The organism is Agrobacterium sp. YIC 4121 (genome assembly GCF_002008205.1).
GTDB lineage: Bacteria > Pseudomonadota > Alphaproteobacteria > Rhizobiales > Rhizobiaceae > Agrobacterium > Agrobacterium leguminum.
Genome location: NZ_MRDI01000003.1, coordinates 536,019 through 557,733, shown reverse-complemented (window position 1 = coordinate 557,733; position 21,715 = coordinate 536,019). Strand labels below are relative to the sequence as shown.

18 protein-coding genes and 1 other RNA gene are annotated in these 21,715 nt (G+C 60.4%); 10 read left to right on the top strand and 9 right to left on the bottom strand.

Annotation, left to right across the window (positions count from 1 at the left end; all coding sequences use genetic code 11):
- Positions 1-68 precede the first annotated feature (68 nt).
- The 3 genes from BTE54_RS06915 to BTE54_RS06905 all read right to left on the bottom strand — a co-directional run bounded on the left by BTE54_RS06915 (position 69) and on the right by BTE54_RS06905 (position 1,786).
- The gene (locus BTE54_RS06915; protein WP_078051870.1) at positions 69-596 is read right to left on the bottom strand and encodes a dihydrofolate reductase; all 528 of its coding nucleotides are present in this window, start codon (positions 594-596) and stop codon (positions 69-71) included.
- Complete coding sequence (locus BTE54_RS06910) at positions 593-1,387, bottom strand: thymidylate synthase (RefSeq protein ID WP_059756713.1); 795 nt, start codon at positions 1,385-1,387, stop codon at positions 593-595. Before BTE54_RS06910 ends, BTE54_RS06915 begins: the two co-directional genes overlap by 4 nt.
- 90 nt (positions 1,388-1,477) lie before the next feature.
- Positions 1,478-1,786 (bottom strand): DUF2853 family protein, encoded by a 309-nt coding sequence (locus BTE54_RS06905; RefSeq protein WP_003522365.1) that lies wholly within the window; start codon positions 1,784-1,786, stop codon positions 1,478-1,480.
- Positions 1,787-1,928: 142 nt separating this feature from the next.
- On the opposite strand from BTE54_RS06905, the gene ssrA reads away from it, so the two are divergent.
- From ssrA to BTE54_RS06885, 4 genes are all read left to right on the top strand, one after another.
- Positions 1,929-2,303, top strand: a transfer-messenger RNA (tmRNA) gene (gene ssrA, locus BTE54_RS06900).
- A 229-nt stretch (positions 2,304-2,532) separates the two neighbouring features.
- Positions 2,533-3,045 (top strand): SspB family protein, encoded by a 513-nt coding sequence (locus BTE54_RS06895; RefSeq protein WP_020812051.1) that lies wholly within the window; start codon positions 2,533-2,535, stop codon positions 3,043-3,045.
- A gap of 44 nt (positions 3,046-3,089) precedes the next feature.
- Positions 3,090-3,293 (top strand): DUF4169 family protein, encoded by a 204-nt coding sequence (locus tag BTE54_RS06890; RefSeq protein WP_003522363.1) that lies wholly within the window; start codon positions 3,090-3,092, stop codon positions 3,291-3,293.
- 113 nt (positions 3,294-3,406) lie between these two features.
- Entirely contained in the window at positions 3,407-3,616 is a 210-nt protein-coding gene (locus BTE54_RS06885; RefSeq protein WP_003522362.1) for a ribbon-helix-helix domain-containing protein, read from the top strand.
- 345 nt (positions 3,617-3,961) lie between these two features.
- Here the strand turns inward: BTE54_RS06885 and BTE54_RS06880 are convergent, their stop codons facing one another.
- From BTE54_RS06880 to BTE54_RS06865, 4 genes are all read right to left on the bottom strand, one after another.
- A complete protein-coding gene (locus tag BTE54_RS06880; RefSeq protein ID WP_078051869.1) occupies positions 3,962-7,687 on the bottom strand; it encodes an AsmA-like C-terminal region-containing protein in 3,726 nt (1,241 codons plus the stop codon).
- 91 nt (positions 7,688-7,778) lie between these two features.
- Positions 7,779-9,191: an FAD-linked oxidase C-terminal domain-containing protein gene (locus BTE54_RS06875; RefSeq protein ID WP_078051868.1), complete on the bottom strand. Its 1,413-nt coding sequence runs from the start codon at positions 9,189-9,191 to the stop codon at positions 7,779-7,781.
- 133 nt (positions 9,192-9,324) lie between these two features.
- Positions 9,325-12,474, bottom strand: coding sequence for an efflux RND transporter permease subunit (locus tag BTE54_RS06870; protein ID WP_003522359.1), 3,150 nt, complete (start codon positions 12,472-12,474; stop codon positions 9,325-9,327).
- On the bottom strand, positions 12,471-13,622 hold the full coding sequence (locus BTE54_RS06865) for an efflux RND transporter periplasmic adaptor subunit (RefSeq protein ID WP_078051867.1): 1,152 nt from the start codon (positions 13,620-13,622) through the stop codon (positions 12,471-12,473). Before BTE54_RS06865 ends, BTE54_RS06870 begins: the two co-directional genes overlap by 4 nt.
- A 240-nt stretch (positions 13,623-13,862) precedes the next feature.
- Here BTE54_RS06865 and BTE54_RS06860 point away from each other — a divergent pair, with 240 nt between their 5' ends.
- The 5 genes from BTE54_RS06860 (at position 13,863) to BTE54_RS06840 (ending at position 18,940) form a co-directional block, all read left to right on the top strand.
- Positions 13,863-14,273, top strand: coding sequence for a carboxymuconolactone decarboxylase family protein (locus BTE54_RS06860; protein WP_078051866.1), 411 nt, complete (start codon positions 13,863-13,865; stop codon positions 14,271-14,273).
- Between the two features lie 101 nt (positions 14,274-14,374).
- A complete protein-coding gene (locus BTE54_RS06855; RefSeq protein WP_078051962.1) occupies positions 14,375-16,849 on the top strand; it encodes a UvrD-helicase domain-containing protein in 2,475 nt (824 codons plus the stop codon).
- A 102-nt stretch (positions 16,850-16,951) separates the two neighbouring features.
- Complete coding sequence (locus BTE54_RS06850) at positions 16,952-17,764, top strand: glycosyltransferase family 25 protein (RefSeq protein ID WP_078051865.1); 813 nt, start codon at positions 16,952-16,954, stop codon at positions 17,762-17,764.
- A gap of 271 nt (positions 17,765-18,035) precedes the next feature.
- Positions 18,036-18,518 (top strand): DMT family transporter, encoded by a 483-nt coding sequence (locus BTE54_RS06845; protein WP_065655829.1) that lies wholly within the window; start codon positions 18,036-18,038, stop codon positions 18,516-18,518.
- Complete coding sequence (locus BTE54_RS06840; protein WP_078051864.1) at positions 18,515-18,940, top strand: DMT family transporter; 426 nt, start codon at positions 18,515-18,517, stop codon at positions 18,938-18,940. Before BTE54_RS06845 ends, BTE54_RS06840 begins: the two co-directional genes overlap by 4 nt.
- 53 nt (positions 18,941-18,993) lie before the next feature.
- Here the strand turns inward: BTE54_RS06840 and BTE54_RS06835 are convergent, their stop codons facing one another.
- Positions 18,994-20,280, bottom strand: coding sequence for a DUF2778 domain-containing protein (locus BTE54_RS06835; protein ID WP_078051863.1), 1,287 nt, complete (start codon positions 20,278-20,280; stop codon positions 18,994-18,996).
- Between the two features lie 456 nt (positions 20,281-20,736).
- Here BTE54_RS06835 and pncA point away from each other — a divergent pair, with 456 nt between their 5' ends.
- On the top strand, positions 20,737-21,363 hold the full coding sequence (pncA, locus tag BTE54_RS06830; protein ID WP_078051862.1) for a bifunctional nicotinamidase/pyrazinamidase: 627 nt from the start codon (positions 20,737-20,739) through the stop codon (positions 21,361-21,363).
- Between the two features lies 1 nt (position 21,364).
- On the opposite strand, the gene BTE54_RS06825 is transcribed toward pncA, so the two are convergent.
- On the bottom strand, positions 21,365-21,601 hold the full coding sequence (locus tag BTE54_RS06825; protein ID WP_078051861.1) for a DUF2164 domain-containing protein: 237 nt from the start codon (positions 21,599-21,601) through the stop codon (positions 21,365-21,367).
- Between the last annotated feature and the right edge of the window lie 114 nt (positions 21,602-21,715).

Below are 21,715 nucleotides of genomic sequence, written 5' to 3'. Positions count from 1 at the left end.
TTATAGGAAGGAGAAGCGTCCGTTTCAACGCAGAGGTGGTAACTAAATACCCAATCAGGGTAAATAGTTCACTTTGACGCGGCTCTTCGCACATAAGTGGTAAACAGAACCGGATAATTGTCCTTTTCCCCTGCGGGAGCAGGGATTTCCTCGGTTTTCTCAAAAACGGCAGGATCGATTTCCGGAAAAAAAGTGTCGCCATCGAGCTTTACCGCGACATGGGTGACGGAAAGTTGATCGGCGAAGGGCATGGCCTGACGGTAAATCTCGCCGCCACCGGCCACGAAGACCTCATTCACACCCAGTTCCGCAGCCTTGCTTGCGGCGAGCTTCAAAGCCTCCTCCAGCGAGGAGACGACATCCACGCCTTGCGGCCGGTAATCGGCATTGCGGCTGACGATTATATGCGGGCGGCCCGGCAATGGACGCTCGCCGACGGATAAAAATGTCTTGCGGCCCATGATGAGCGGTTTGCCCATCGTCATCGCCTTGAAGCGTTTGAGGTCAGTGGAGAGTTTCCACGGCATGTCGAGGTCGCGGCCGATGACGCCGTTTTCGGACACCGCGACGATGATGGTGACACGCGGCTCGCTCATACCGCGATCGGCGCCTTGATGCTTGAATCGGCCTCGTAGTTTTCCAGCGTAAAGTCTTCGAACTTAAAGGCGAAAAGGTCCTTCACATCCGGGTTGAGGCGCATCGTCGGCAGGGCCTTGGGCGTGCGGGTCATCTGCAGCTTCGCCTGCTCGAAATGATTGGCATAGATATGCGCATCGCCGAGCGTATGGACGAAATCGCCCGGCTTCAGGCCGGTGACCTGCGCCACCATCAACGTCAGCAGCGCATAGGAGGCGATGTTGAACGGCACGCCGAGGAAAATGTCGGCCGAGCGCTGATAGAGCTGGCAGGACAGCTTTCCATCGGAAACATAGAACTGGAACAGGCAATGGCAGGGCGGCAGCGCCATCTCGTCCACCAGCGCCGGGTTCCAGGCCGAAACGATGTGACGGCGGGAGTTCGGATTGGTTTTCAGGCCCTCGATCAAAAGCGCGATCTGGTCGACATGGCGACCGTCCGGTGCGGGCCACGAGCGCCACTGCGCACCATAGACCGGACCGAGATCGCCGTTCTCGTCGGCCCACTCATCCCAGATGGAAACGCCGTTTTCCTTGAGATAGGCGATATTGGTATCGCCCTTCAGGAACCACAGCAGTTCATGAATGATGGAGCGCAGATGCAGCTTCTTGGTGGTGAGAACCGGAAAGCCTTCGGAAAGGTCGAAACGCATCTGGTAACCGAACACCGAGCGCGTGCCCGTACCGGTGCGGTCTCCGCGGTCGGAGCCGGTTTCCATCACATGCCGGAGAAGATCGAGATATTGTTTCATGCGTTCTGCCGCCGATTCCCTGATATCAGGGCAATATAATAGCACAGGGCGGCAGAACCAATCATCTAATACGGGCTTATCCCCGTTAAATCAAAGCGACTGGAGCTTGCCCAGTTCCTTGGCGACCAGATAATAAAAGGTCACGCGCGATTTGGAGCGGTCCGCAGCCATGGCCTTGGCAACGGCATCGATTGCCTGATCGGCGGTACCGTCGGTCACGCCGAGCTTCTTGCCGCACCAGCTCGCCTTCACACGTGCAAGCTCTTCCGGATCGGAAGCGGACACCAGCGAGGAATCCCGGTTGCGCAGGGCGATGCCGAGATGTTTGACGATCTTGCCGACCACCGCTTCGTCGGCTGCTGCGTCGTATTTCTTCACATCTGCGAGATAGTCAGTCATGTCCACTCCTTCGTGTGTCCCCGGCCCGGTGTTGCTTCTGATGACCGGTTGCATGGACAATGGGACAGCAATCCCTCGTCGTCAAGAATTGTCTAAAGTGCGGGCCGCAATCACGAAACCTTTTCATGGAATTGTCATCACCCCCCTTTTCTCAGGCGGTCGAAACGCCTATATGAGCCTTGCCGGGGCAACCCGGCTATGGCGATAAACGGTCGGTGTAATAAACCTATTGGACCCGGGGGCGGTACCCGGCGCCTCCACCAAAAACCGGCGGACTTTCATGAAACGAAGGCCGGCTTTTGATGGGGGCGAAATAGGATCGACAAGGGCGTAAAGATCGAACTTTTGCTCGGCATGATACCGCCGTTATCGGGTCACAAGTGTAGTTGCAAACGACAACAACGCTAAGGAATATGCTCTCGCTGCCTAATGGCGGTGCGGGAATTCCGCTCTAAAGTCCTCACGGCTAGCCCCGTGAGGCGGGGTTCGGAGGTACCTGGCAACAGAAACCTCCACCTTCTCCATTTTGCCTGAATTGGTTATATGATAGCTGACTCGCAATCGGCATCGGCTTTTCCGTTGCTGCCGTTCAGGACATTGCGTATACTTGGTCAACGCGTGAGCGTCAGGATCGGAAATGATCCCGGCTCAAGGATTACGCGAAGATTCAAAGTGTTACAGCGTCCTTGGCGCGCAAGCCGCGCCGTGCATTAAAAGACGTTCGAATAAGGGAAAGACAGGACCGCATGGGGCAGGATCATATCCGTTACGACATTCTCGCACAGGATGCCCTTCGCGGCGTTATTCGTAAGGTTTTGGGTGAAGTGGCCGCAACCGGTCGTCTGCCCGGCGACCACCACTTTTTCATCACCTTCCTGACCGGCGCGCCGGGCGTGCGGATTTCCCAGCACCTCAAGGCGAAATATGCCGAGCAGATGACCATCGTTATCCAGCATCAGTTCTGGGACCTGAAAGTAACCGAAACCGGCTTCGAAATCGGCTTGTCCTTCTCGGATACGCCGGAAAAGCTGGTGATCCCCTATAACGCCATTCGCGGTTTCTACGATCCTTCCGTCAATTTCGAGCTCGAATTCGACGTGCCTCTGGCCGAAGAGGAAGAAATCGAAGACGCAGAGATCACCGCTTATCCCGTTTCCCATGAGGCCAAGCCCGCTGCCGCTTCCGAGACGCCCAAATCCGGAGAGGAAAAGAAGGAAGGCTCGGTCGTTTCGCTGGATGCCTTCCGCAAGAAGCAATAACGGCTTTTACGCAGCGCTTACGAAACCCGAGGAGACATATCCCCATGGCGGCCGATATCGTCAATCTGCGTCAGTTTCGCAAACAGAAAGCCCGTAGCGAAAAAGAAAAGCAGGCGGAACAGAACCGCCTGTCCTTCGGCCGCACCAAGACCGAAAAAAATCTTACCTCGGCCCTGAACGAAAAGGCCGAAAAGGCGCTCGATCAGGGGCGGCTCGAAAAAAACGATGACGGGACCGGCAAAGACTGACGGGCCAGCCGGACGCCGCGGATTTCGGGACTATCGGAAAAGAATCGCAAAACAGGGACTTGCCGGGGAGACATGATTCAGACCTCCAACCGGTTTCACCGGAGACCGATCTGATGATCCGCAAGCACTCCGCGACGTTGCACGGCCACCGCACCAGCATTTCACTCGAGGATGCCTTCTGGGACGAGCTGAAAACCATTGCGGAAAGACGCAAGATCAGTTTCGCGGCCCTGCTTGCCGAAATAGACGACAACCGCTCCGCCGACAGCAATCTGTCCTCGTCACTGCGGGTTTATGTGCTGAACTGGCTGAAAACCCGCTGAGGTTTTCCCGGCGTCAGTAAAGGTGGATGCCTCTATCCGGATTTGTCCCCCGGACTACAAAAATTACTGCCAAAAACTCGTAACGCCGTGAAAGCATTCATTAAACATTGGCGGCCTAGTCTGCGCTGCAAGGCATTTCCCGTATTGCGTAGCCTTGCTTTCAAATACTGTTTCCAGACCTTTGCCATCCCTCACATCCACCGCAAAGCGTTCCCGGGTTTCCGCCATCAGGGAACGAGTTTACCGTGAGATTCTAGACTCATGCTCGAGGATGATGCAACGTTCCGGGACAGGTTTCCCACTTTCGCAATATGAAGGCCGATCAGCCCTCCCCTGCCCGCAAGCTCACGGCGTCGCGGGAGCATTTTCCGGCGCCAGTTGCCGGATGGCATTTTCCGTCGGAGGCACCACCAGAACCGGCGCGGATTGCCGCTCGGGCGTCGGCTGTTGCCCCTGTTCCTGCTGTTGCTGTTGCTGTTGCTGCTGCAACCGCTCCTGCTGTTCCTTTTCCTGACGCAGACGTTCTTCGGCTGCCGCCTTCAAACGCGCCTCTTCTTCGGCCTTGGCCTTGGCTTCCGCCTCCGCCCGTTCCTTCTCGGCCTGCCGCTCGGCCGCCTGCGAGCGATAAAGCGCCACTTCGCGGCGCAGGCGCTGCTTTTCGAGAACGCTGGCCTGCATGGCCTCCACTCGACGGCGTTCCTTTTCGAAAGCCCGGAGCGACAGGTAATTGCTGAGCGCCGAAACGTCGGTCGTCAAAGCCGGCGCGGCAAGCGGACCGTTATAATTCAGGCGCACCGAAGGCTCGGCCCCCGCAACCGTTTCGGTGCCGGGATTGAACATGAGATCGAGATCGCCGTTCACCGTCGAAGCCGCAAGATCAACCGTTGCATCGGCCGTCAGCGTTACCGGATCGATCCCCGCACGCAAATTCTTGAAATGAAGCGCGCCGCCATTCAGCGAGAACGGCAAGGCCACATCGCCTAGACCGATTTCACCCTGCCACAGGCTCTGGTCCACCAGCGGCCGCACCTTGGGCGCGTCGATCGGCTGCTGCAAGCCATCGGCCGCCTGCAGGATCGGCGGCAGGGTACCGGGATTTAACCCCTTCAGCACCAGCCCACCGACCCGGATTTCACCCGAGCCGCCTGCCGATTTCAGCATTTCACCGACGCTCTTGCCGGTCGATTCGGCCGTCAGGTCGATGGCGACCCGGCCTGCCGCAACCGGCCCGTTGGCATTCGCCCACAGGATCGGCTCCGGATTGGCGTCGGTCACCGCGATCTTGGTGCGGAAAATGCCCGCCCCCTCGCCCGTCGACATGGCGAGCCGTCCCGTGAGTTTGCCGCCCATGAAGGTGCCGGTAACTTCGTCGAGAGAGAGGCTGCCCGCATCATGCGTGACCTTGGCCGAAACACCCGTGACCGTGCCGAAAGTGCCGGCCTCGAAGCTCTCCGCTTTCAAGGCAAGCGAAGCCTTGAGCTGCGGGAAGGCGGCCATGGCCAGAGGCTTGGCGTTGAGCGCCCCGGTTTCCGGATCGATCACCGGCCCATAGATCGCATCACCCAGCCAGGCGAGATCGGCGGTTCTGACCGCAAGATCGCCGGTGACGGGATAGGGCGCGGCGCGCTGGAAGGTCAGATTACCCGAGAACGGATTTCCGCCCGCCTGCCCGCCTATCGAGGAAAGCGCGATCTTCTGCCCATCCACCGCCACTTTCGCGTTGGCCTTCAACGCCATGCCGCCGCCAAGCTGCGGCAGACCGACGGCATTCATGATGAGATAGGGCTCGATGTCGGCGCTTTCGAGCGCCACGTCGGCGCTGCCCTCACCGAAATTGGCGGATGAAACGGCAAAGGAACCGTTCATCGAAAAATGCGTGCGCTCCGTCGAGAAGCGCAGTTCCGTTTGGGCGGGCGAGCCGAGCGTGCCGTTGAGCTTGATGGACAAAAGGCCCTCGCCATCCGCATCAAAGGGCAGCGGATCGAGCCCCGCCTGCCCGAACAGGATGGCCGTCGACTGGTTTTTCAGAACCGCTTCCAGCGACATGGCGGTATCATCGGTGATCGACAGGAAATCCGGCATCTTGGCCACGGCCGACAGCCGGCTGCCATTGACCGTGCCGGAAACGGCGACATTGGCGCCGCCATTTTCGCTATTGACGGAAACGTCCATTGCCAGGTCGGAATTGGCGTACCACGGCGCACTCGCCGCCAGACGGCTGAGGAATGGATGGTTCGGCAACTTCTGCTGCAGCATGGTGAAGAACGGCTGCATATCCGCCGCATGCAGGTTCACCGTGCCCTTGCCCGCATATTTCAGCAGCGAACCCTGCAGCTCACCCCTTGCCCTGACTTCCGCACCGGCGATGTCTCCGGCCGTCATGTTCTCCAGCGAGAGAACGCCGCCCGCCATGGTGAAGGCGGTCTCGACATGATTGGCGGTCACACCGGCCATGTTGAACCGGTCGGCCTTGAATTTCGCGGCAATGCGGTGGTCGAGCACGGAACTGCCGACCTGATCGCCAAGCGCCAGACTGCCGAGCGCCTTCAGCGCATCGAGATCGATTTCATTGCCGGCAAGATCGATGGAAAGATTGGAAGTCTTGCCGTCGGAGCGCCGCTCCAGCTCCCCCTTCAGCGACGCATCGCCGACTGCAAGCTCCAGATTGTCGAAACGCTGGTTGAGCGTCGTCAGCGAGACATCGGCGGAAAAACCGGCGGCATTGAGCTGGCGGATCGCCGGATCGACGGAACCGGAAAGCCAGTTCGCCAGACCCGAGGGCTGATTGGAAGCGAGAAGCAGATTGCCGTTGAAGGCAGGGCCGCCGAGAAGCGTCAGCGACCCCTTGGCTTCGAGCTGCGTCCGGCCCGGCAGGGTCGCAACCGCATTCACCACCTGCCAGCCGCTGCCTTCAGGGCGCACATCCAGCCTGATGTCGCGAATGGTCGTATCATCGGAAACGAGCGCCGGAAGGCTGATGCTGGCCTTGCCCGGCACCGGCGGCACCGGAATGCGGGCCACCATGGCCGCAAAGGCCTCGATACGCTGGCGCACCGAGGCGGTGGGCTGGCGCGAGGTCTTGCCAGCCTGCACGACGGGCGGCGCAAAGCGAGCGACATCGATCTGCTGGCCATCGGCCGTCAGCAGGAATTCCGGCTTGGCGCCGGTATCAAGCGTCGCTTCCCCTGTCACGACATAGGGATTTTCGCTGCCGCCGAGCTCCATTCGGTAGCTCGGTATGCGCACGCTTTCATTGGTGAGTTCAAAGCTGCCGCGGGTGCGGGGCGAGGAAAACAGCGATTGTCCGGCCTGCTGCTTCTGCTTTTCGTCTTCGCGGAAACTGAAGGAGAAAGAACCGCTATAGGCCGGCTTTCCCGCCGTTGCGGCAATTGCGCCATCGAGATCGACCTCGACCGGGTGTTCGTCCGGCACCAGCCGCATCCTCAGCCCCATGCGGCCGGCGGCATAATCCGGCTCGCTGCTGGAGAGCGAGAAGGAGCCCGGATGTCCGTCGACGGCGGCGCGTCCCTCCGCCTTCCATGGCCCGGCCAGCGAATTGGCGGACATGTCGGCATTGAGACCGGTCACGACACGGTTGCGGCCGGATTGCTCATCGATGAATTCGATCTGCCCGCCTTCGATCTGTACGCTTTCCAGAACCACGGTGCGGGCGGGAATTTCCGCCCGGCTGCCACGCATCCAGTCCAGCGTGCCGTCCTTAAGCAGCCTTATCTTGGCCTTGGGTTCCTCGATGCGCATGTCGAAGATACGCGCCTCGCCCGAGAGGAAAGGCGCAAGCTCGGCATCCATGGAAAAACGCGCGACCTGAATGAGCGGCGATCCATCCGCATCCGTTCCGGCGCGCACATCATGCAATGTTACCGAAGGAAAAGGCAAGATACGGGCTTCGACGCGGCCATGCACCACCACCTTCTTGCCGAGAATACGGCTTGCCTGATCCTCGAAATCGCGGCGGAAATCCGTCCAGTCGACGAAATAGGGAATAAGCAGTGCCGAAAACAGCACCACGGCCAGCAGTCCGCCCAGAAAAACCAGAATACGTCCGAGCACTGACCTGCATCTCCCTTCGCGAACGCTGCAAACCTATTCTTTTCTGCCTTAACGGCAAGCAGCCTTTTGTACCAATCAAATATGAGAATGATCAGACAAGCCGGAACAACTTGCCCGGATTGAAGATGTTATCGGGATCGAGCGACGTTTTGATGGCGCGCATGAGATCCAGTGCATTGCCGGCCTCTTCGGCGAGGAAACTCATCTTGCCCTGGCCGATGCCGTGTTCACCGGTGCAGGTGCCGTCCATGGCGATGGCGCGGCGGTTGAGACGGGCGACGAAGGCTTCGGTTTTCGCCACACTTTCCGCGTCCTTGCCATCGAACAGAATAAGGACGTGGAAGTTCCCGTCGCCCGCATGGCCCACGATGGGTGCCAGAAATCCGTTTTCCTGAATATCCCGCTGCGTTTCCACCACGCAATCCGCGAGCCGCGAAATCGGCACGCAGACATCGGTGGAAAGCCCGTCGAGATGCGGCGCGAGCGCGCGGGAAGCCCAGTAGGCATCGTGCCGCGCCTTCCAGAGCTTGTTGCGCTCGGCAGCGTCGCTCGTCCAGCGGAAGTCGACGCCGCCGCATTCGGCGGCGATCTCGGCGAACTGCTGTGATTGCAGCGCCGCCGTTTCCTCGGTGCCGTGGAACTCCACAAAGAGTGTCGGTTTCTCGGCGTAGTTCAGACCAGAATAGGCGTTGCAGGCCCGCACCTGCACTTCGTCCAGCAATTCGATGCGGGCGACCGGAACCCCCATCTGGATCGTCATGATGACGGCATCGCAGGCCGCCTTGATGCTGTCGAAAGTGCAGACCCCGCCGGCGATCTTTTCCGGAATACCCTGAAGCCGCAGCGTAACGGAAGTGATGACGCCCAGCGTCCCCTCGGCACCCACGAAAAGCCGCGTCAGATCGTAACCCGCAGATGATTTGCGGGCGCGGCGGGCGGTGCGGATTTCCTCGCCATTGGCGACGACAGCCGTGACGGCCAGCACATTGTCCTTCATCGTGCCGTAGCGCACGGCATTGGTGCCTGAAGCCCGCGTCGAGGCCATGCCGCCGATGGAGGCATTGGCGCCGGGATCGATGGGGAAGAACAGGCCGGTATCGCGCAGATAGACATTGAGGTCCTCGCGCGTCACGCCAGGCTCCACCGTCACGTCAAGATCTTCGGCATTCACCTCAATGATGCGATTCATCCGGCTGAAATCGATGCAGATTCCGCCATTCGGAGCATTCACCTGCCCTTCCAGCGAAGACCCCGTTCCGAAGGGAATGACCGGCACCTTGTATTGCGCGCAGACCTTTACCACGGCCTTCACATCGTCCGCACTCTCGGCGAAAACGACGCCGTCAGGCGCCTGCAGCGTCAGATAGGTGGTGCTGTGGCCGTGCTGTTCGCGAAACGCCTGTCCAGTCTGGAGCCTGTCGCCAAGCTGTTCCTTCAGCACCGCGAGTGCCGACGCGATGCCCTCTTCGTTCCGCTTTCCCGCCACCACATCTTTCAGCGCCATCGTCCGTCTCCACCGCAACATCTGCCCGTAAAGGATTCGATCCGTTACGAAATTCCGTCAGGTGGTATGGGATAAGGTTAACGCTTTGTCCAGCATCGCGATTGCGCCAAACACTGTTTCGCGGCAACCGTTTTTATTCCGCCGCCAGCAGCGGCTTGTCCTCTTCCAGCGCCTTGCGGCGGGCGGCAAGTTCAAGCTCGCGGTGAAGACGGATTTCCTCATCCGCCTGCGGTTTCGCGAAGCGGGCGATCAGCAGGTAGGAGACCGGCGTGATGTAAAGCGTCACCAGCGTCGCAAAACCGAGGCCGCCGACGATGACCCAGCCGAGCGCGATGCGCGCCTCCGCGCCCGCACCCTGCGCCAGCACCAGCGGCACACCGCCGAGAATGGTCGCAATCATCGTCATCATGACAGGGCGCAGACGAATGCTGGTAGCCTTTTCAATGGCTTCCCGCACGGTTGCGCCCTGATCGCGCAGATGATTGGCGAATTCCACGATGAGAATACCGTTCTTGGCCATCACCCCGACAAGCAACACAAGCCCGATCTGGCTATAGACGTTGAGGCTTGAACCGGTAACGAGCAGCGCGATGACCGCGCAGGCAAGGCCTAGCGGCACCGTCGTCATGATGATGACCGAGCTCAGCACGCTTTCGAACTGCGCAGCAAGCACGAGGAAGATGATGGCGATGGCAAAACCGAAGGTCAGCAACATGCCGCTCGAATTTTCCTCGAGCGTCGCCGCTTCGCCCAGCGGCAGCAGGCGTGCGCCGGCCGGCATGACGGATTGCGAAAGCTCATTCACCTTTTGCAGCGCCTCACCCAGCGAAACGCCGTCCTTGAGATTGGCGGTAAAGCCGACGGAGGGAAGCTGCTGCTCGCGGTTGAGCTGCGGCGCAACCGCATTTTCCTTCAGCGTGGCGATGACCGACATCGGCACGATCTTGCCGTCGCCCGTCTTCAGGAAGACGTTTTCCAGATCGGTCGGATCGTTGATCGGCCGGGTGGAGGACAGGAGCCGCACCGGGATCGCATCGCCATCCACGAAGACGTCGACAATCGAGCGCCCTTCCAGCAGCGACTGCATGGCGCGCGACAGGCCGGTGATATCGATGCCGAGATCCGACGCACGCTCGCGGTCGATGGAGACGGAGATTTGCGCCTGATTGGGTTCATTGTCGAAACGCGGCGTATCGAACAGGCCGCTTTCCTCCATGGAAAGCAGCAATTTCTGCGTCGCCTCGGTCAGCGCCGCATAGTTGCTGCCAACCATCGCCATCTGCAGGCCGTTACCGGCACCGCGAATTCGGAGGCTGTTCGGCTGCATTGCATTGCCGCGCAGTGCCGGCACCCTGTTGGCGGCGGAGGTGACATCGGCGGCAATCTGGTTCTGCGTGCGCTCACGGTCGGCCCAGGGCGCAAGCGTCAGCACCATGAAACCGGTATTGGACGAGCCGTTCATGCCGGTGATGGAGTAAATATTGCGGATTTCACCGCTGTCGCGCAGCGGCTGCAGGTTTTCTTCGATCCGCTGCAACTGGTCGCGGGTATATTCGAGGCTGACGCCCTGCGGCGCGGTGACCCGCATCATGATCGAGGCGCGGTCCTCGCGCGGCGTCAACTCGTTCTGGATCATGCCGAAGGCGATCCACGACAGGCCGGAAAAGATCAGCGCCACGACGATGACGATCAGCGGATTGTTGAGGCAGGCGGAAAGTGTCGTTTTGTAGGTGGAGGCAAAGACATTGCCGAACCAGGCAAGCGGCCCCGTCGGCTCCTTCAACCCCTCCTTCAGCATACGCGAGGCGAGCATCGGGCAGAGCGTCAGCGCCACGATGGAGGACAAGCCCACCGCGAAGGCCAGCACGAAACCGAATTCGCGGAACAGGCCGCCAAGCTGGCCCGGCAGGAAGGAGAGCGGAATGAAGACGGCGGCAAGCGTCGCCGTCGTCGCGATGACCGCGAAAAAGACTTCCTGCGTGCCGAGAACGGCAGCGGCGCGCGGCCCCATGCCTTCCGCCCGTCGGCGCACGATATTTTCCAGCACGACGATGGCGTCATCAACCACGAGACCGGTCGCCAGAACGATGGCAAGCAGCGTCAGAATATTGACCGAGAAGCCGACCATATAGATGGCGACAATGGTGCCGATAAGCGCCACCGGCATGGTGATTGCCGGAATGAGGGTCGCACGCCAGTCGCGCAGGAAGAGATAAAGCACGACGACGACGATGATCGCCGAGAGACCGAGCGCCAGCTCGACCTCATGCAGCGCGCCTTCGATGAAGACGGCATCGTCACTGGTGACGACGATACGCGTACCTTCGGGCAGATTGGCCGACATGGCGTCGACGGCGGCCTTCACGCCGGTCGAGATGCTGAGCGTGTTCGACTGCGCCTGCCGGATGACACCGAGACCGACACCCTGCACGCCGTTGGAGCGCAGCGAGGTGGATTCATCATCCGCGCCCAGCATGACGGTCGCGACGTCCCTGAGGCGGATATTGTTCTTGATGAGAAGGTTGGAGAAATCTTCGGGCTTCGTCAGGCTGGCCGTGGCACGCACGACGATGTCCTGCGTCGTGCTTTTCAGCGACCCCGCCGGCACGTCGAGGGCTGCGCTGGCAAGCGCGTTTGAAACGTCGGTCACCGTCAGACCACGGCTCGCCAATGCCGCCTGATTGAGATCGACCCGGAAAACCTTTTCCTGATCGCCGTAAAGCTCCACATCGGCCACGCCGTCGACGGCAGCCAGACGGTCGATGATCTCGTCATCCACCAGCTTGGTCAGGTCTTCCATGCTGAGCGTGGAGGAAGTGACGGCAAGGCGCATGATCGGCTGGCTGTCGGAATCCGCCTTGATGATCTGCGGCTCGTCGGCATCGTCAGGCAACTGGTTGGTGACGCGGCCGATGGCGTCGCGCACATCGTTGGCGGCAACCGCCAGATCGACATTGTCGCCGAATTCCAGCGTCACGCGGCTGGTGCCGAATTGCGAGTTGGACGAGATGGACTTGACGCCGCTGACCCGCGCCACCGCACCTTCGATGGTTTGCGTCACTTCCTGATCGATGGTTTCGGGCGCCGCCCCCTCATAGGTGGTCCTGACGCTGATCGTCGGCCGGTCGACGTCAGGCAGTTCACGCACTTCAACGCCCACCAGCGCTGCAAGGCCGGCAACGACCAGCAGCGTGTTGAGAACCGCCGCCAGAATCGGCCGGCGCACGAACAATGCCGTAAAGGCGAGCTTGGAATCCTGCCCGGAGGGTGGCTGCGTCGTCATTGGCTGGCAACCTCTTCAGGCTTCGGCTGGTTGCCAACGCGGACCGCGCCGCCTTCCCTCACACGCTGAAGGCCCTCTATCACGACAGGTTCGCCATCCGCCAGCTCCGCCTTGACGAGAACGGCATCGGGATTGCGCTGCACGATCTGCACCCGCACTTTGTTCGATTTATTGTCGGCCACGCGCCAGACGTAAGAGCCTTCCGCATCCCACTGCACGGCGAGTGGATCGACCGAGGCATAGGTTTCCCCGGCAAAACGCATGGTGACGCCGAAGGACATGCCCGCCCTCAACTCGTCCTTCTCATTGCCGAATTTCGCCCGGATACGGATCGTGCGGCTTGCCTCATCGACGCGGTTGTCGACGGCCTCGATCTCGCCCTTGAAGGTCTCACCCGGCCGGGAAATGGACGTCGCCTCCACCGGCATGCCGACCTTGATCGCGGTTGCGAACCGCTCGGGAGCCCAGAAATTGACGAGAATTTCTGAACGATCATCGATGCTGACGATGGTTGATTGCGTGGTGACGTTATCGCCGATATTGGCGGCGACGATACCCGCCACACCCTCTATCGGCGCAACGATGTCGCGCCGCTTGAGATTGAGTTCGGCCGTGCTCAGCGCAAGCTTGGCGGCTTCCTCGGCAATCTGCGCATCCAGCACATCGAGGCGGGAGACGGATTTCAGGTTCTTGTAGGAATTGGATTTTTCAACGGCGCTGCGCAGCGCCACCTGCGCCTTGTCGCGCTCGATCACCTGCTCTTCATCGTCGAGCCGCGCCAGCACCTGCCCCTTCACGACACGAGCGCCGGACGACGTGCGAATTTCAGAAAGCGTGCCGGAAGCCTGCGGCATGACGACAACCGACTGGATCGCCTCGCCATTACCGATGGCGTTCAGCCGGTCATTGACCGTGCCTTTCTTCACCGGGGCCGTCACCACCAGTGTGGCGTTGCCGTTGCGGCGCGCACCGCCGGCGTTTTGACCCGAACCGGGCGTAGCGGCGGCAACCTCGACGGCGCTGGCAGGCGTTTTGCCAAGCCCCATGCTGGCGAGCACATTGCGGGCTTCGGGCGAATAGAAGCCCCAGAGACAGAGCCCCGCTCCCACCACGGCAACACTGACACCCACCTGTTTCCAGACCCGCATATATTTCTCCGGTTGATCCGCGCAGCATAAAGCATTCCCGAAAATCTGCGTTCCGGGACAGATGCAGTATTCCTGCTTGGCTGAGGCAAGGCAACGCACAAATCCGTTCCTTACGTAATTGTAATTTGGGCGCAATTGCCGCCAGAAGCAGCCAATCCGCAATCCATCCGTGCATTCCTGTCGCAAATATTCGCCATTGGGCTAATCTGCGCCCTCGATACGCCATAACCGGAGGGAGCCATGAGCACCGTGACGAAGACCGAAAACCCGGAAACCGACCCGCGCGTCAAGGCGGTGTTCGATGACATCCGCGCCACCCGCAAATCGGATTTCATCAACAATATGTGGCTCTACCTCGCCTTCGATGCCGATCTGCTTGAACAGACATGGGGTGAGGTCAAGGCGGTGATGGCGACACCTTCGGCGCTCGATCCCGTGGTGAAGGAAATGCTCTATATCGCCGTTTCCGTCACCAATGGCTGCTCCTATTGCGCCCATTCCCACACGGCAGCAGCAAAAGCCAAGGGCATGACCACCGAACAACATGCCGATTTGCTGCGCGTCATCGCGCTTGCCGCCAAGACCAACCAGCTTGCGGTGGCGTTGCAAGTGCCCGTTGACCCCGCTTTCGACGCCGACAGGCAGACATGAACGAAAAAAATGCCTTGGAATGGGCGTTTTGACGGTTGATACCGGAATAAAAGCAGAACACGGTTCTGGCCTTTATATCCCGAATCACTACATTGGGCCGCATGAGCAACAGTTTTGACGATATGCCGTTCTTCGATGAGGAACCCGCCGCACCGCGCAGGGCAACGAACAATGCCGGTGCGGAAAGCGGCGGCGGGCTTGGCATTGCCGCCCGCGCCATGGCGGCGCGCGATCAGACGCGTGCTGCGCCCGACTATCTTTCCGGCCTCAACCCGGAACAGCGCGATGCCGTGGAAACGCTGGACGGACCAGTTCTCGTGCTCGCCGGCGCCGGCACCGGCAAGACCCGCGTTCTGACCACCCGCATCGCCCATATTCTGGCCACCGGCCGCGCCTATCCAAGCCAGATTCTTGCCGTGACCTTCACCAACAAGGCTGCCCGCGAGATGAAGGAGCGTATCGGCGTTCTCGTCGGCGGCGCTGTCGAGGGCATGCCCTGGCTCGGCACCTTCCACTCCATCGGCGTCAAGCTTTTGCGCCGCCATGCCGAACTCGTCGGCCTGAAATCGGACTTCACCATTCTCGATACCGATGACGTGGTGCGGCTGATCAAGCAGCTCATTCAGGCCGAAGGGCTGGACGACAAGCGCTGGCCGGCGAAGCAGTTCGCCGGCATGATCGACGGCTGGAAAAACAAGGGCCTGACGCCGCTGGACATTCCGGAGGGTGACAGCCGCGCTTTCGCCAATGGCAAGGGCCGCGAACTTTACACCGCCTATCAGAACCGCCTGAAAACGCTGAACGCCTGCGATTTCGGCGACCTTCTGATGCATCCGATCAGCATCTTCCGCCGCCACACCGATATTCTGAAGGAGTATCACCAGAAGTTCCGTTACATTCTGGTGGACGAATATCAGGACACCAATACGGCGCAATATATGTGGCTGAGGCTGCTTGCCCAACGCGCCAAGGGCGAACCGCAGAACGTCTGTTGCGTGGGTGACGACGACCAGTCGATCTATGGCTGGCGCGGTGCGGAAGTGGACAATATCCTCCGCTTCGACAAGGATTTCCCCGGCGCCAAGGTCATCAAGCTCGAGCGCAACTACCGCTCCACCGAGCATATTCTCGGCGCGGCCGGCCATCTGATCGCCCATAATGAGGGCCGTCTCGGTAAGACGCTCTTCACCGAACGCAGCAGCCCGGATGACGAAAAGGTCGTGGTGCATGCCGCCTGGGATTCCGAGGAGGAAGCCCGCGCGGTCGGCGAGGAAATCGAACAGCTTCAGCGCAAGAACCATAATCTGAACGACATGGCGATCCTCGTTCGCGCCTCCTTCCAGATGCGCGAGTTCGAAGACCGTTTCGTGACGCTTGGCCTCAATTACCGCGTCATCGGCGGCCCGCGCTTTTATGAGCGCCTCGAAATCCGCGACGCCATGGCTTATTTTCGCGTTGTCTGCCAACCAGCCGATGACCTGGCTTTCGAACGTATCGTCAACACGCCCAAGCGTAGCATTGGCGAAACCACCAAAAGCGCCCTACATGCCTATGCCCGCGCCCGCGATATTCCCATGCTGGCGGCAGCAGCTGACCTCATCGAAACCGACGAACTGAAGCCACAGGCGCGTAAGGCGCTATTCGATGTGGTGCAGAATTTTCGCCGCTGGCAGGGCCTCTTGGAAAATACCGAGCACACCACGCTTGCCGAGCAGATTCTCGACGAAAGCGGCTATACCGCCATGTGGCAGGCCGACAAGACGGCCGAAGCGCCCGGACGGCTTGAGAACCTGAAGGAACTCATCCGCTCGATGGAGGCCTTCGAGAGCATGCGCGGCTTCCTCGAGCACGTCGCCCTCGTCATGGATGCAGAGCAGAACGAAAATCTCGATGCCGTCTCCATCATGACGCTGCACTCCGCCAAGGGTCTGGAATTCGACACCGTCTTCCTGCCCGGCTGGGAAGAAGGCCTGTTCCCGCACCAGCGGGCGCTGGACGAAGGCGGGCGCTCCGGTCTGGAAGAAGAACGCCGCCTCGCTTACGTTGGCATCACCCGCGCCAAGAAGCTCTGCCATATCTGGTTCGTGTCGAACCGGCGCATTCACGGGCTGTGGCAATCCACCCTGCCCTCGCGTTTCCTCGATGAATTGCCGCCCGCCCATGTGGATGTCGCGGCGTCCGACAGCAGTTACGGCGGTTATGGCGGACGCGGGGGCTACGGCCAGTCGCGTTTCGACAAGGCCGATCCTTTCACCAACAACTATTCCACCCCCGGCTGGAAGCGCGCGCAGCAGAACCGCAGCGACGCCACCCGTGACAATTGGGGCACGCGCTCCGGCCATGCGGTGGAACGGATCGGTTATGGCGAAAGCGGCCCGCGCACCCGCACGATCGACGGCGAACTGGTGGCGAAATCCGTCGCCGACACGCCATCGAAATTCTTTGTTGGCGACCGCGTCTTCCACCTCAAATTTGGCAATGGCAACATCGCCGCCATCGAAGGTAACAAGCTGACGATCGACTTCGACCGCGCCGGGCAGAAGCGCGTGCTGGACGGATTTGTGGAAAAGGTCTGATTCGGCAACCATGAGTGCCTGAAGGGTGCTTTTTCCATAGCCCGCGTCATGCCGTTGCAATAAAGGAGTTGCAATGGGGAAGTGGAACAGGCGAGGACAGCTTTGCATATATTACCGAAAAGCCAGCGCAGGCTCGCCGTTTTCCTGATCAATATGGACAGCGCCACCAAACGCCTCGCGGATATGACCGCGCGCCTCGATGCCATGGGGCTCAAGGCGGAGCGTGTCCCCGGCGTCAATGGCAGGGAACTGAATTACCCCATCCCGGAATTCAGCGAGATTTCCTACATGCTCATGCATGGCCGCCGCACCTCGCCGCCGGAAATCGGCTGCTATCTCAGCCATGTCACCTGCGCCAATAAATTCATGGCGGGCGATGCCGATATCGCACTCATCCTCGAGGATGACGTGGTCTTCGACGATGATTTTCTCAACGCCATCGACGAGGCGGTGCTGAATGGCGGCGACTGGGATTTGCTGCGGCTCACGACCGTCAGCAATGGCCGCAAATTCCCGTTCCGCCAGCTTTCCAATGGTCGCTCGCTCGCCATTGCCATCACGCGGGAAAAAGGATCGGGAGCCTATCTCGTCAACCGCCGCGCCGGAAAATGGATATCGAAGCTGATCCCCATGCGGCTCGCTTATGACATCGCATTCGATCTGGAATATCTCGCAGGGCTGAAGGCGGCCTTCCTCTACCCGCTCTGCGCCACGCAGGATGCGGATGGGGAAAGCCAGATCCAGAACAATCTGCGCATCTACCGCCTGCCGCGCTGGCGCTATTTCACCGTTTTGCCCTATCGCGCCTATCTGGAAACCAGCCGGTTCCTGCTGCGCGGCATTCGCTTCGCAGTCGCCAAAGTGTCCGTTGCGATGGAGCGCGGCAAAGGCAAAACCGCCCCAGCCGGTCGTTGATCGATCCGTCTTATACTTCGCCGGGCGTGAAGCCGACGAGGTAGACCGCCGCGATCACGGCTGCGAAAATGAAAATAGAAATGACGAAAATCGTCATCCGGTTCAATGGTTTGCGCGTCGTCTTCTTCATGGTGGAATAATGCGTGGCCGCATCGCTTGTTCCGCAACGCACAGGATAATGTCGTCTAAAACCGTGAGCCGGCGCAATTCGATTCCGCTTCAGGCACATATGGGCTAAAGCTCGTCTCCATCTTCAGCTTTCCGGCCCGCCATGACAGACACGACGCATCCACGCCTCAACCCGCTGCATCTTGCCGCCGCCTTCGCCAGCGGCTGCCTTTTGACATTGATGGTGCATTTTAACGGTCAGCTTGCCCATTACGGCAATGCGCTGTTTTCCTCCTGGACGGCGCATGGCACCGGCACGGTGGCGGCGCTGATCTATCTCGCCATCATGCGCCCGAAGAAAGAAGTGGGCGCAGCGGAAAAACCGAAAGCGCCGCTCTGGGCCTATTGCGGCGGGGTCGTGGGTGCGGCCATCGTCATCCTCACCTCCACCGCCGTCAATTCGCCGCTGGCGCTTTCCGGCACCATTGCGCTCGGGCTTGGCGGACAGGTGATCTTCAGCCTCCTGGCGGATCTTTTCGGCCTCTTCGGCCTGCCCAAAAGAAAGCCGGACCTGCGGGACATGGCGGCGGTGGCGCTGATCCTGTGCGGCAGCGCACTCATCATCCTTGTCGGGAGAACGGCATGATCGTCTGGATCGCCATGGCCTTTACCGGCGGCGTCTTCGTGGCGCTGAGCCGCCAGATCAACGGCCGTCTCAGCCTGTCCAACTCACCGCTCATCGCATCGTTCTGGAACCACATTGTCGGTTTTGCCGTACTGACGGTCATTGGCCTCATCGTCGGCGGCCTCATTCCGCCGGGCGCCGCCGATGCGCCCTGGCTTGCCTTTATCGGCGGGCCGATCGGCGTCGTCTTCATCGCTTCGGGAAGCTGGCTCATTCCGCGCATCGGTGCGGTCAATACCGCCCTTCTGGTCATCAGCGGCCAGATGGTTTCAGGCGTGGTTCTCGATCTTTTCGGCGATCATCCGCCGAAACTCTGGGCAAGCGCACTCGGCATTCTGCTTATCCTCGCCGGCATGGTGCTGACACAGCGGCGCGGTCGCTAGAGCATTTCCAGCAAAAGTGCGCAGCGGTTTTACATCAGGAAAATGCGGAAAGCTCAGGAATCGCTGCCGCGCGAAAACATGCCGAGCAGGGTCTTGCCGCCGCTTTTACCGCCGCTGCTTGCAAGTGTCGGCCGGTTGCCGTTCAACTTCGGCACCACCACCATGCGCTTGACTTCGCCGCGCTTGAAGGCCGCAAGGAAGCGCGGGTAATCCCGAAACACCACGCAGCCATTCGATTCACCGCGTTTCGCCAGCATGTAGGTATGCGCCAGAAGACCGTCGCGGCCGTGCGGGTTGACGCCGTTTTCGGGCGTCAGGCGAATGGCCTCGACGCCATGGAACCGCGCCTCGCGCATCGTCAGACGATAGCTGGAAGGCGGCGTCGAACCGCGCATTCTCACATGCACGTAATCGGGGTTGTCGCGCATCTTGCCGATGCCGGAATGCGCTTCGAGCTTCTCGCCATTCGGCATGTGCACCACGCCGGAGGAAATATCGTAGATCGCCGTGCCGTTGCCGCGATCCGGCCACGGAACCGCATCCATCTTGCTCGGCTCACGCATCGGATTGTCAGGTTTTGCAAAGGCGAGCATGGCGCCGGTGCTCTGCTTCGGCGGCGCAGGCGCGCGAAGGGGAACCGGCGCATCGAAAGCCGGTGCCGAAGCGACGTCGGGAACATGGCCCTCGGTCTTGGACGATGTCGCGGGACGCGGTGACGGCTCAACCGTCTGAGCCATCGCCACCTCGGGACGGAAGCTCGGCAGCGGCACATCATCGGGCAGCAGGCTGCTTGCCTCTTCCTCGATCTGCGGCCGCGCCAGCGCCACTTCAAATGCCGGGTGCTGCGGAACGGCGCTCTGATAGGCAACCTCGGAGGTGCGACCCAGCGCCGAATCGACGATCGCCGACGGCTTGAGCGCGGCAAGCTGCTTCACGGTCGCCTGCCCCTTGGCATTGGCAGCCGCGCCGAAGCGCTCACTGAATTCCTTCGCGCCGATCTCGGGCATGATGCCGGCGAGGCGAACCGCCTTCTGCTGGCCATGGCTGTGGTCGCTCAGGCGAGAAAACTTGCGCACGTGAATATCCCGCGCGGCCGCGTGGGCAATTGCCGTCTCAGTGGAAGCGAATCGCGTCACCAGTGTCTTTTCAAACTGCCCGACACCATGCGAAGCGGCGGCCATGCTGTGCAGCGAGGCAAAGGCGGCGAAGGCGAAAAGGCCGGCAAAGGCGCCGCCGCCGAGAAGGGCGGACATTCGGCCGAACGCAAAGGATTTGCCTCTCTTGACGGAAGACGAACCGGCAAGGCCGGCGCCATTATAGGCCGCAGCAGAAAACGCCATGATACTCGTTACTCGAACCGTTCACGCACACCCGGCCGACGCCGGAGGGATTTTGGGACATCCGAAGGGCGGGCAAACACCACGCCGGTTTCGGAACTGACTGGTTCGAAGCATGACGAATTATGGTAACCAAAGTGTTTACGAGTCCCTGCAAAAATAATTCGTTAAGGTCTGCGCATTGTAAGGCGAAGGCAAAACAATGACTTGCGCCGAGACTGCGTGCATCCGCACTGCATCTTCCCGGGAAATGCCCCTCAAAGGGTCGTCATCGGCCTAAAAATTTCCGTCGCCGCATTGTCAGGTAAATTCCGACTTGGCCGGAAATTTGCTGCAATTGCGGCAGGACTGCGACAGGGCAAGCCCCCTGCCCAAACACCCGTGCCTGCCGGAGAGGTCGAAAGGGGCTTGATCCGTTAAAGCCGGCTTGGCATCCTGCCCTGAAAAGGGAGGCACATCATGAAGGCGCTGCTGCTCATCGATATCCAGAACGGTTTTTGCCCGGGCGGCAATCTGGCCGTTGCCGATGGCGACAGGGTCGTGCCCATCGCCAATGCCCTGATCGACAATGGCGGCTACGATCTCATCGTCGCCTCGCAGGACTGGCACCCGGAAAATCACGGCAGCTTCGCCTCCCAGCATCCCGGCAAGAAACCCTTCGACATGGGCGAACTCTCCGGCAAGCCGCAGATGATGTGGCCGGACCATTGCGTGCAGGGCACGCCGGATGCGGAATTTCATCCCGACCTCAAGACGGACGCCTTCGATTATATTCAGCAGAAGGGCGAAAACCCCGCCGTCGACAGCTATTCCGCCTTTCGCGACAATGATCAGGGCGCGACGACGGGACTGGCCGACTATCTGAGCCGTCAGGGTGTCACGCAACTCGACGTCTGCGGCCTTGCCACCGATTATTGCGTCAGTTTCTCGGTGCTCGATGCCCTCGACATGCTGCCCGGTGTGAATGTCCGTTTCATCGAAGATGCCAGCCGTGGCATCGATCCGCAGGACATCAAGGCCGCGATTGCGACGATGCGGGAAAAAGGCGCGGCCATTCTCAAAAGCCGCGACATCTTGCGGGACTAGTTTAGCGCGGCTTCGGCTTCTCCAGCACGTCGATATCGCCTGCTGCATCCTCAAGGCGTCTCAGGATCGCGGCATGCGCATCCCTGAGCCCCTCATTATAAAATGCATGCCCCAGCTCCTCGGCCAGAAAATCCACGAAGATTTCCGCCTGCAGATGGCCGATCTCGGCTTCGGTCTCCCGGGCAAGATAGTCCCGGATGCGTGCGGCCAGGGCGGCCTTTTCCTGCTTTTCCAGCATCGATCTTCCATCGTCTGACTGTTGAGGGGTCCGGGAGGAAGGCGGTGAAACCATCCGTCCGGCACCGGCCATATGGGGCGTTACCGTAACGGAAGCTTCAAGGGAATCAATCGA

Coding starts and splice junctions, on each gene's coding strand:
- BTE54_RS06915 (WP_078051870.1), bottom strand. CDS start 596: ATGAGCGAGCCGCGTGTCACCATCATCGTCGCGGTGTCCGAAAACGGC.
- BTE54_RS06910 (WP_059756713.1), bottom strand. CDS start 1,387: ATGAAACAATATCTCGATCTTCTCCGGCATGTGATGGAAACCGGCTCC.
- BTE54_RS06905 (WP_003522365.1), bottom strand. CDS start 1,786: ATGACTGACTATCTCGCAGATGTGAAGAAATACGACGCAGCAGCCGAC.
- BTE54_RS06895 (WP_020812051.1), top strand. CDS start 2,533: ATGGGGCAGGATCATATCCGTTACGACATTCTCGCACAGGATGCCCTT.
- BTE54_RS06890 (WP_003522363.1), top strand. CDS start 3,090: ATGGCGGCCGATATCGTCAATCTGCGTCAGTTTCGCAAACAGAAAGCC.
- BTE54_RS06885 (WP_003522362.1), top strand. CDS start 3,407: ATGATCCGCAAGCACTCCGCGACGTTGCACGGCCACCGCACCAGCATT.
- BTE54_RS06875 (WP_078051868.1), bottom strand. CDS start 9,191: ATGGCGCTGAAAGATGTGGTGGCGGGAAAGCGGAACGAAGAGGGCATC.
- BTE54_RS06870 (WP_003522359.1), bottom strand. CDS start 12,474: ATGACGACGCAGCCACCCTCCGGGCAGGATTCCAAGCTCGCCTTTACG.
- BTE54_RS06865 (WP_078051867.1), bottom strand. CDS start 13,622: ATGCGGGTCTGGAAACAGGTGGGTGTCAGTGTTGCCGTGGTGGGAGCG.
- BTE54_RS06860 (WP_078051866.1), top strand. CDS start 13,863: ATGAGCACCGTGACGAAGACCGAAAACCCGGAAACCGACCCGCGCGTC.
- BTE54_RS06855 (WP_078051962.1), top strand. CDS start 14,375: ATGAGCAACAGTTTTGACGATATGCCGTTCTTCGATGAGGAACCCGCC.
- BTE54_RS06845 (WP_065655829.1), top strand. CDS start 18,036: ATGACAGACACGACGCATCCACGCCTCAACCCGCTGCATCTTGCCGCC.
- BTE54_RS06840 (WP_078051864.1), top strand. CDS start 18,515: ATGATCGTCTGGATCGCCATGGCCTTTACCGGCGGCGTCTTCGTGGCG.
- BTE54_RS06835 (WP_078051863.1), bottom strand. CDS start 20,280: ATGGCGTTTTCTGCTGCGGCCTATAATGGCGCCGGCCTTGCCGGTTCG.
- pncA (WP_078051862.1), top strand. CDS start 20,737: ATGAAGGCGCTGCTGCTCATCGATATCCAGAACGGTTTTTGCCCGGGC.
- BTE54_RS06825 (WP_078051861.1), bottom strand. CDS start 21,601: ATGCTGGAAAAGCAGGAAAAGGCCGCCCTGGCCGCACGCATCCGGGAC.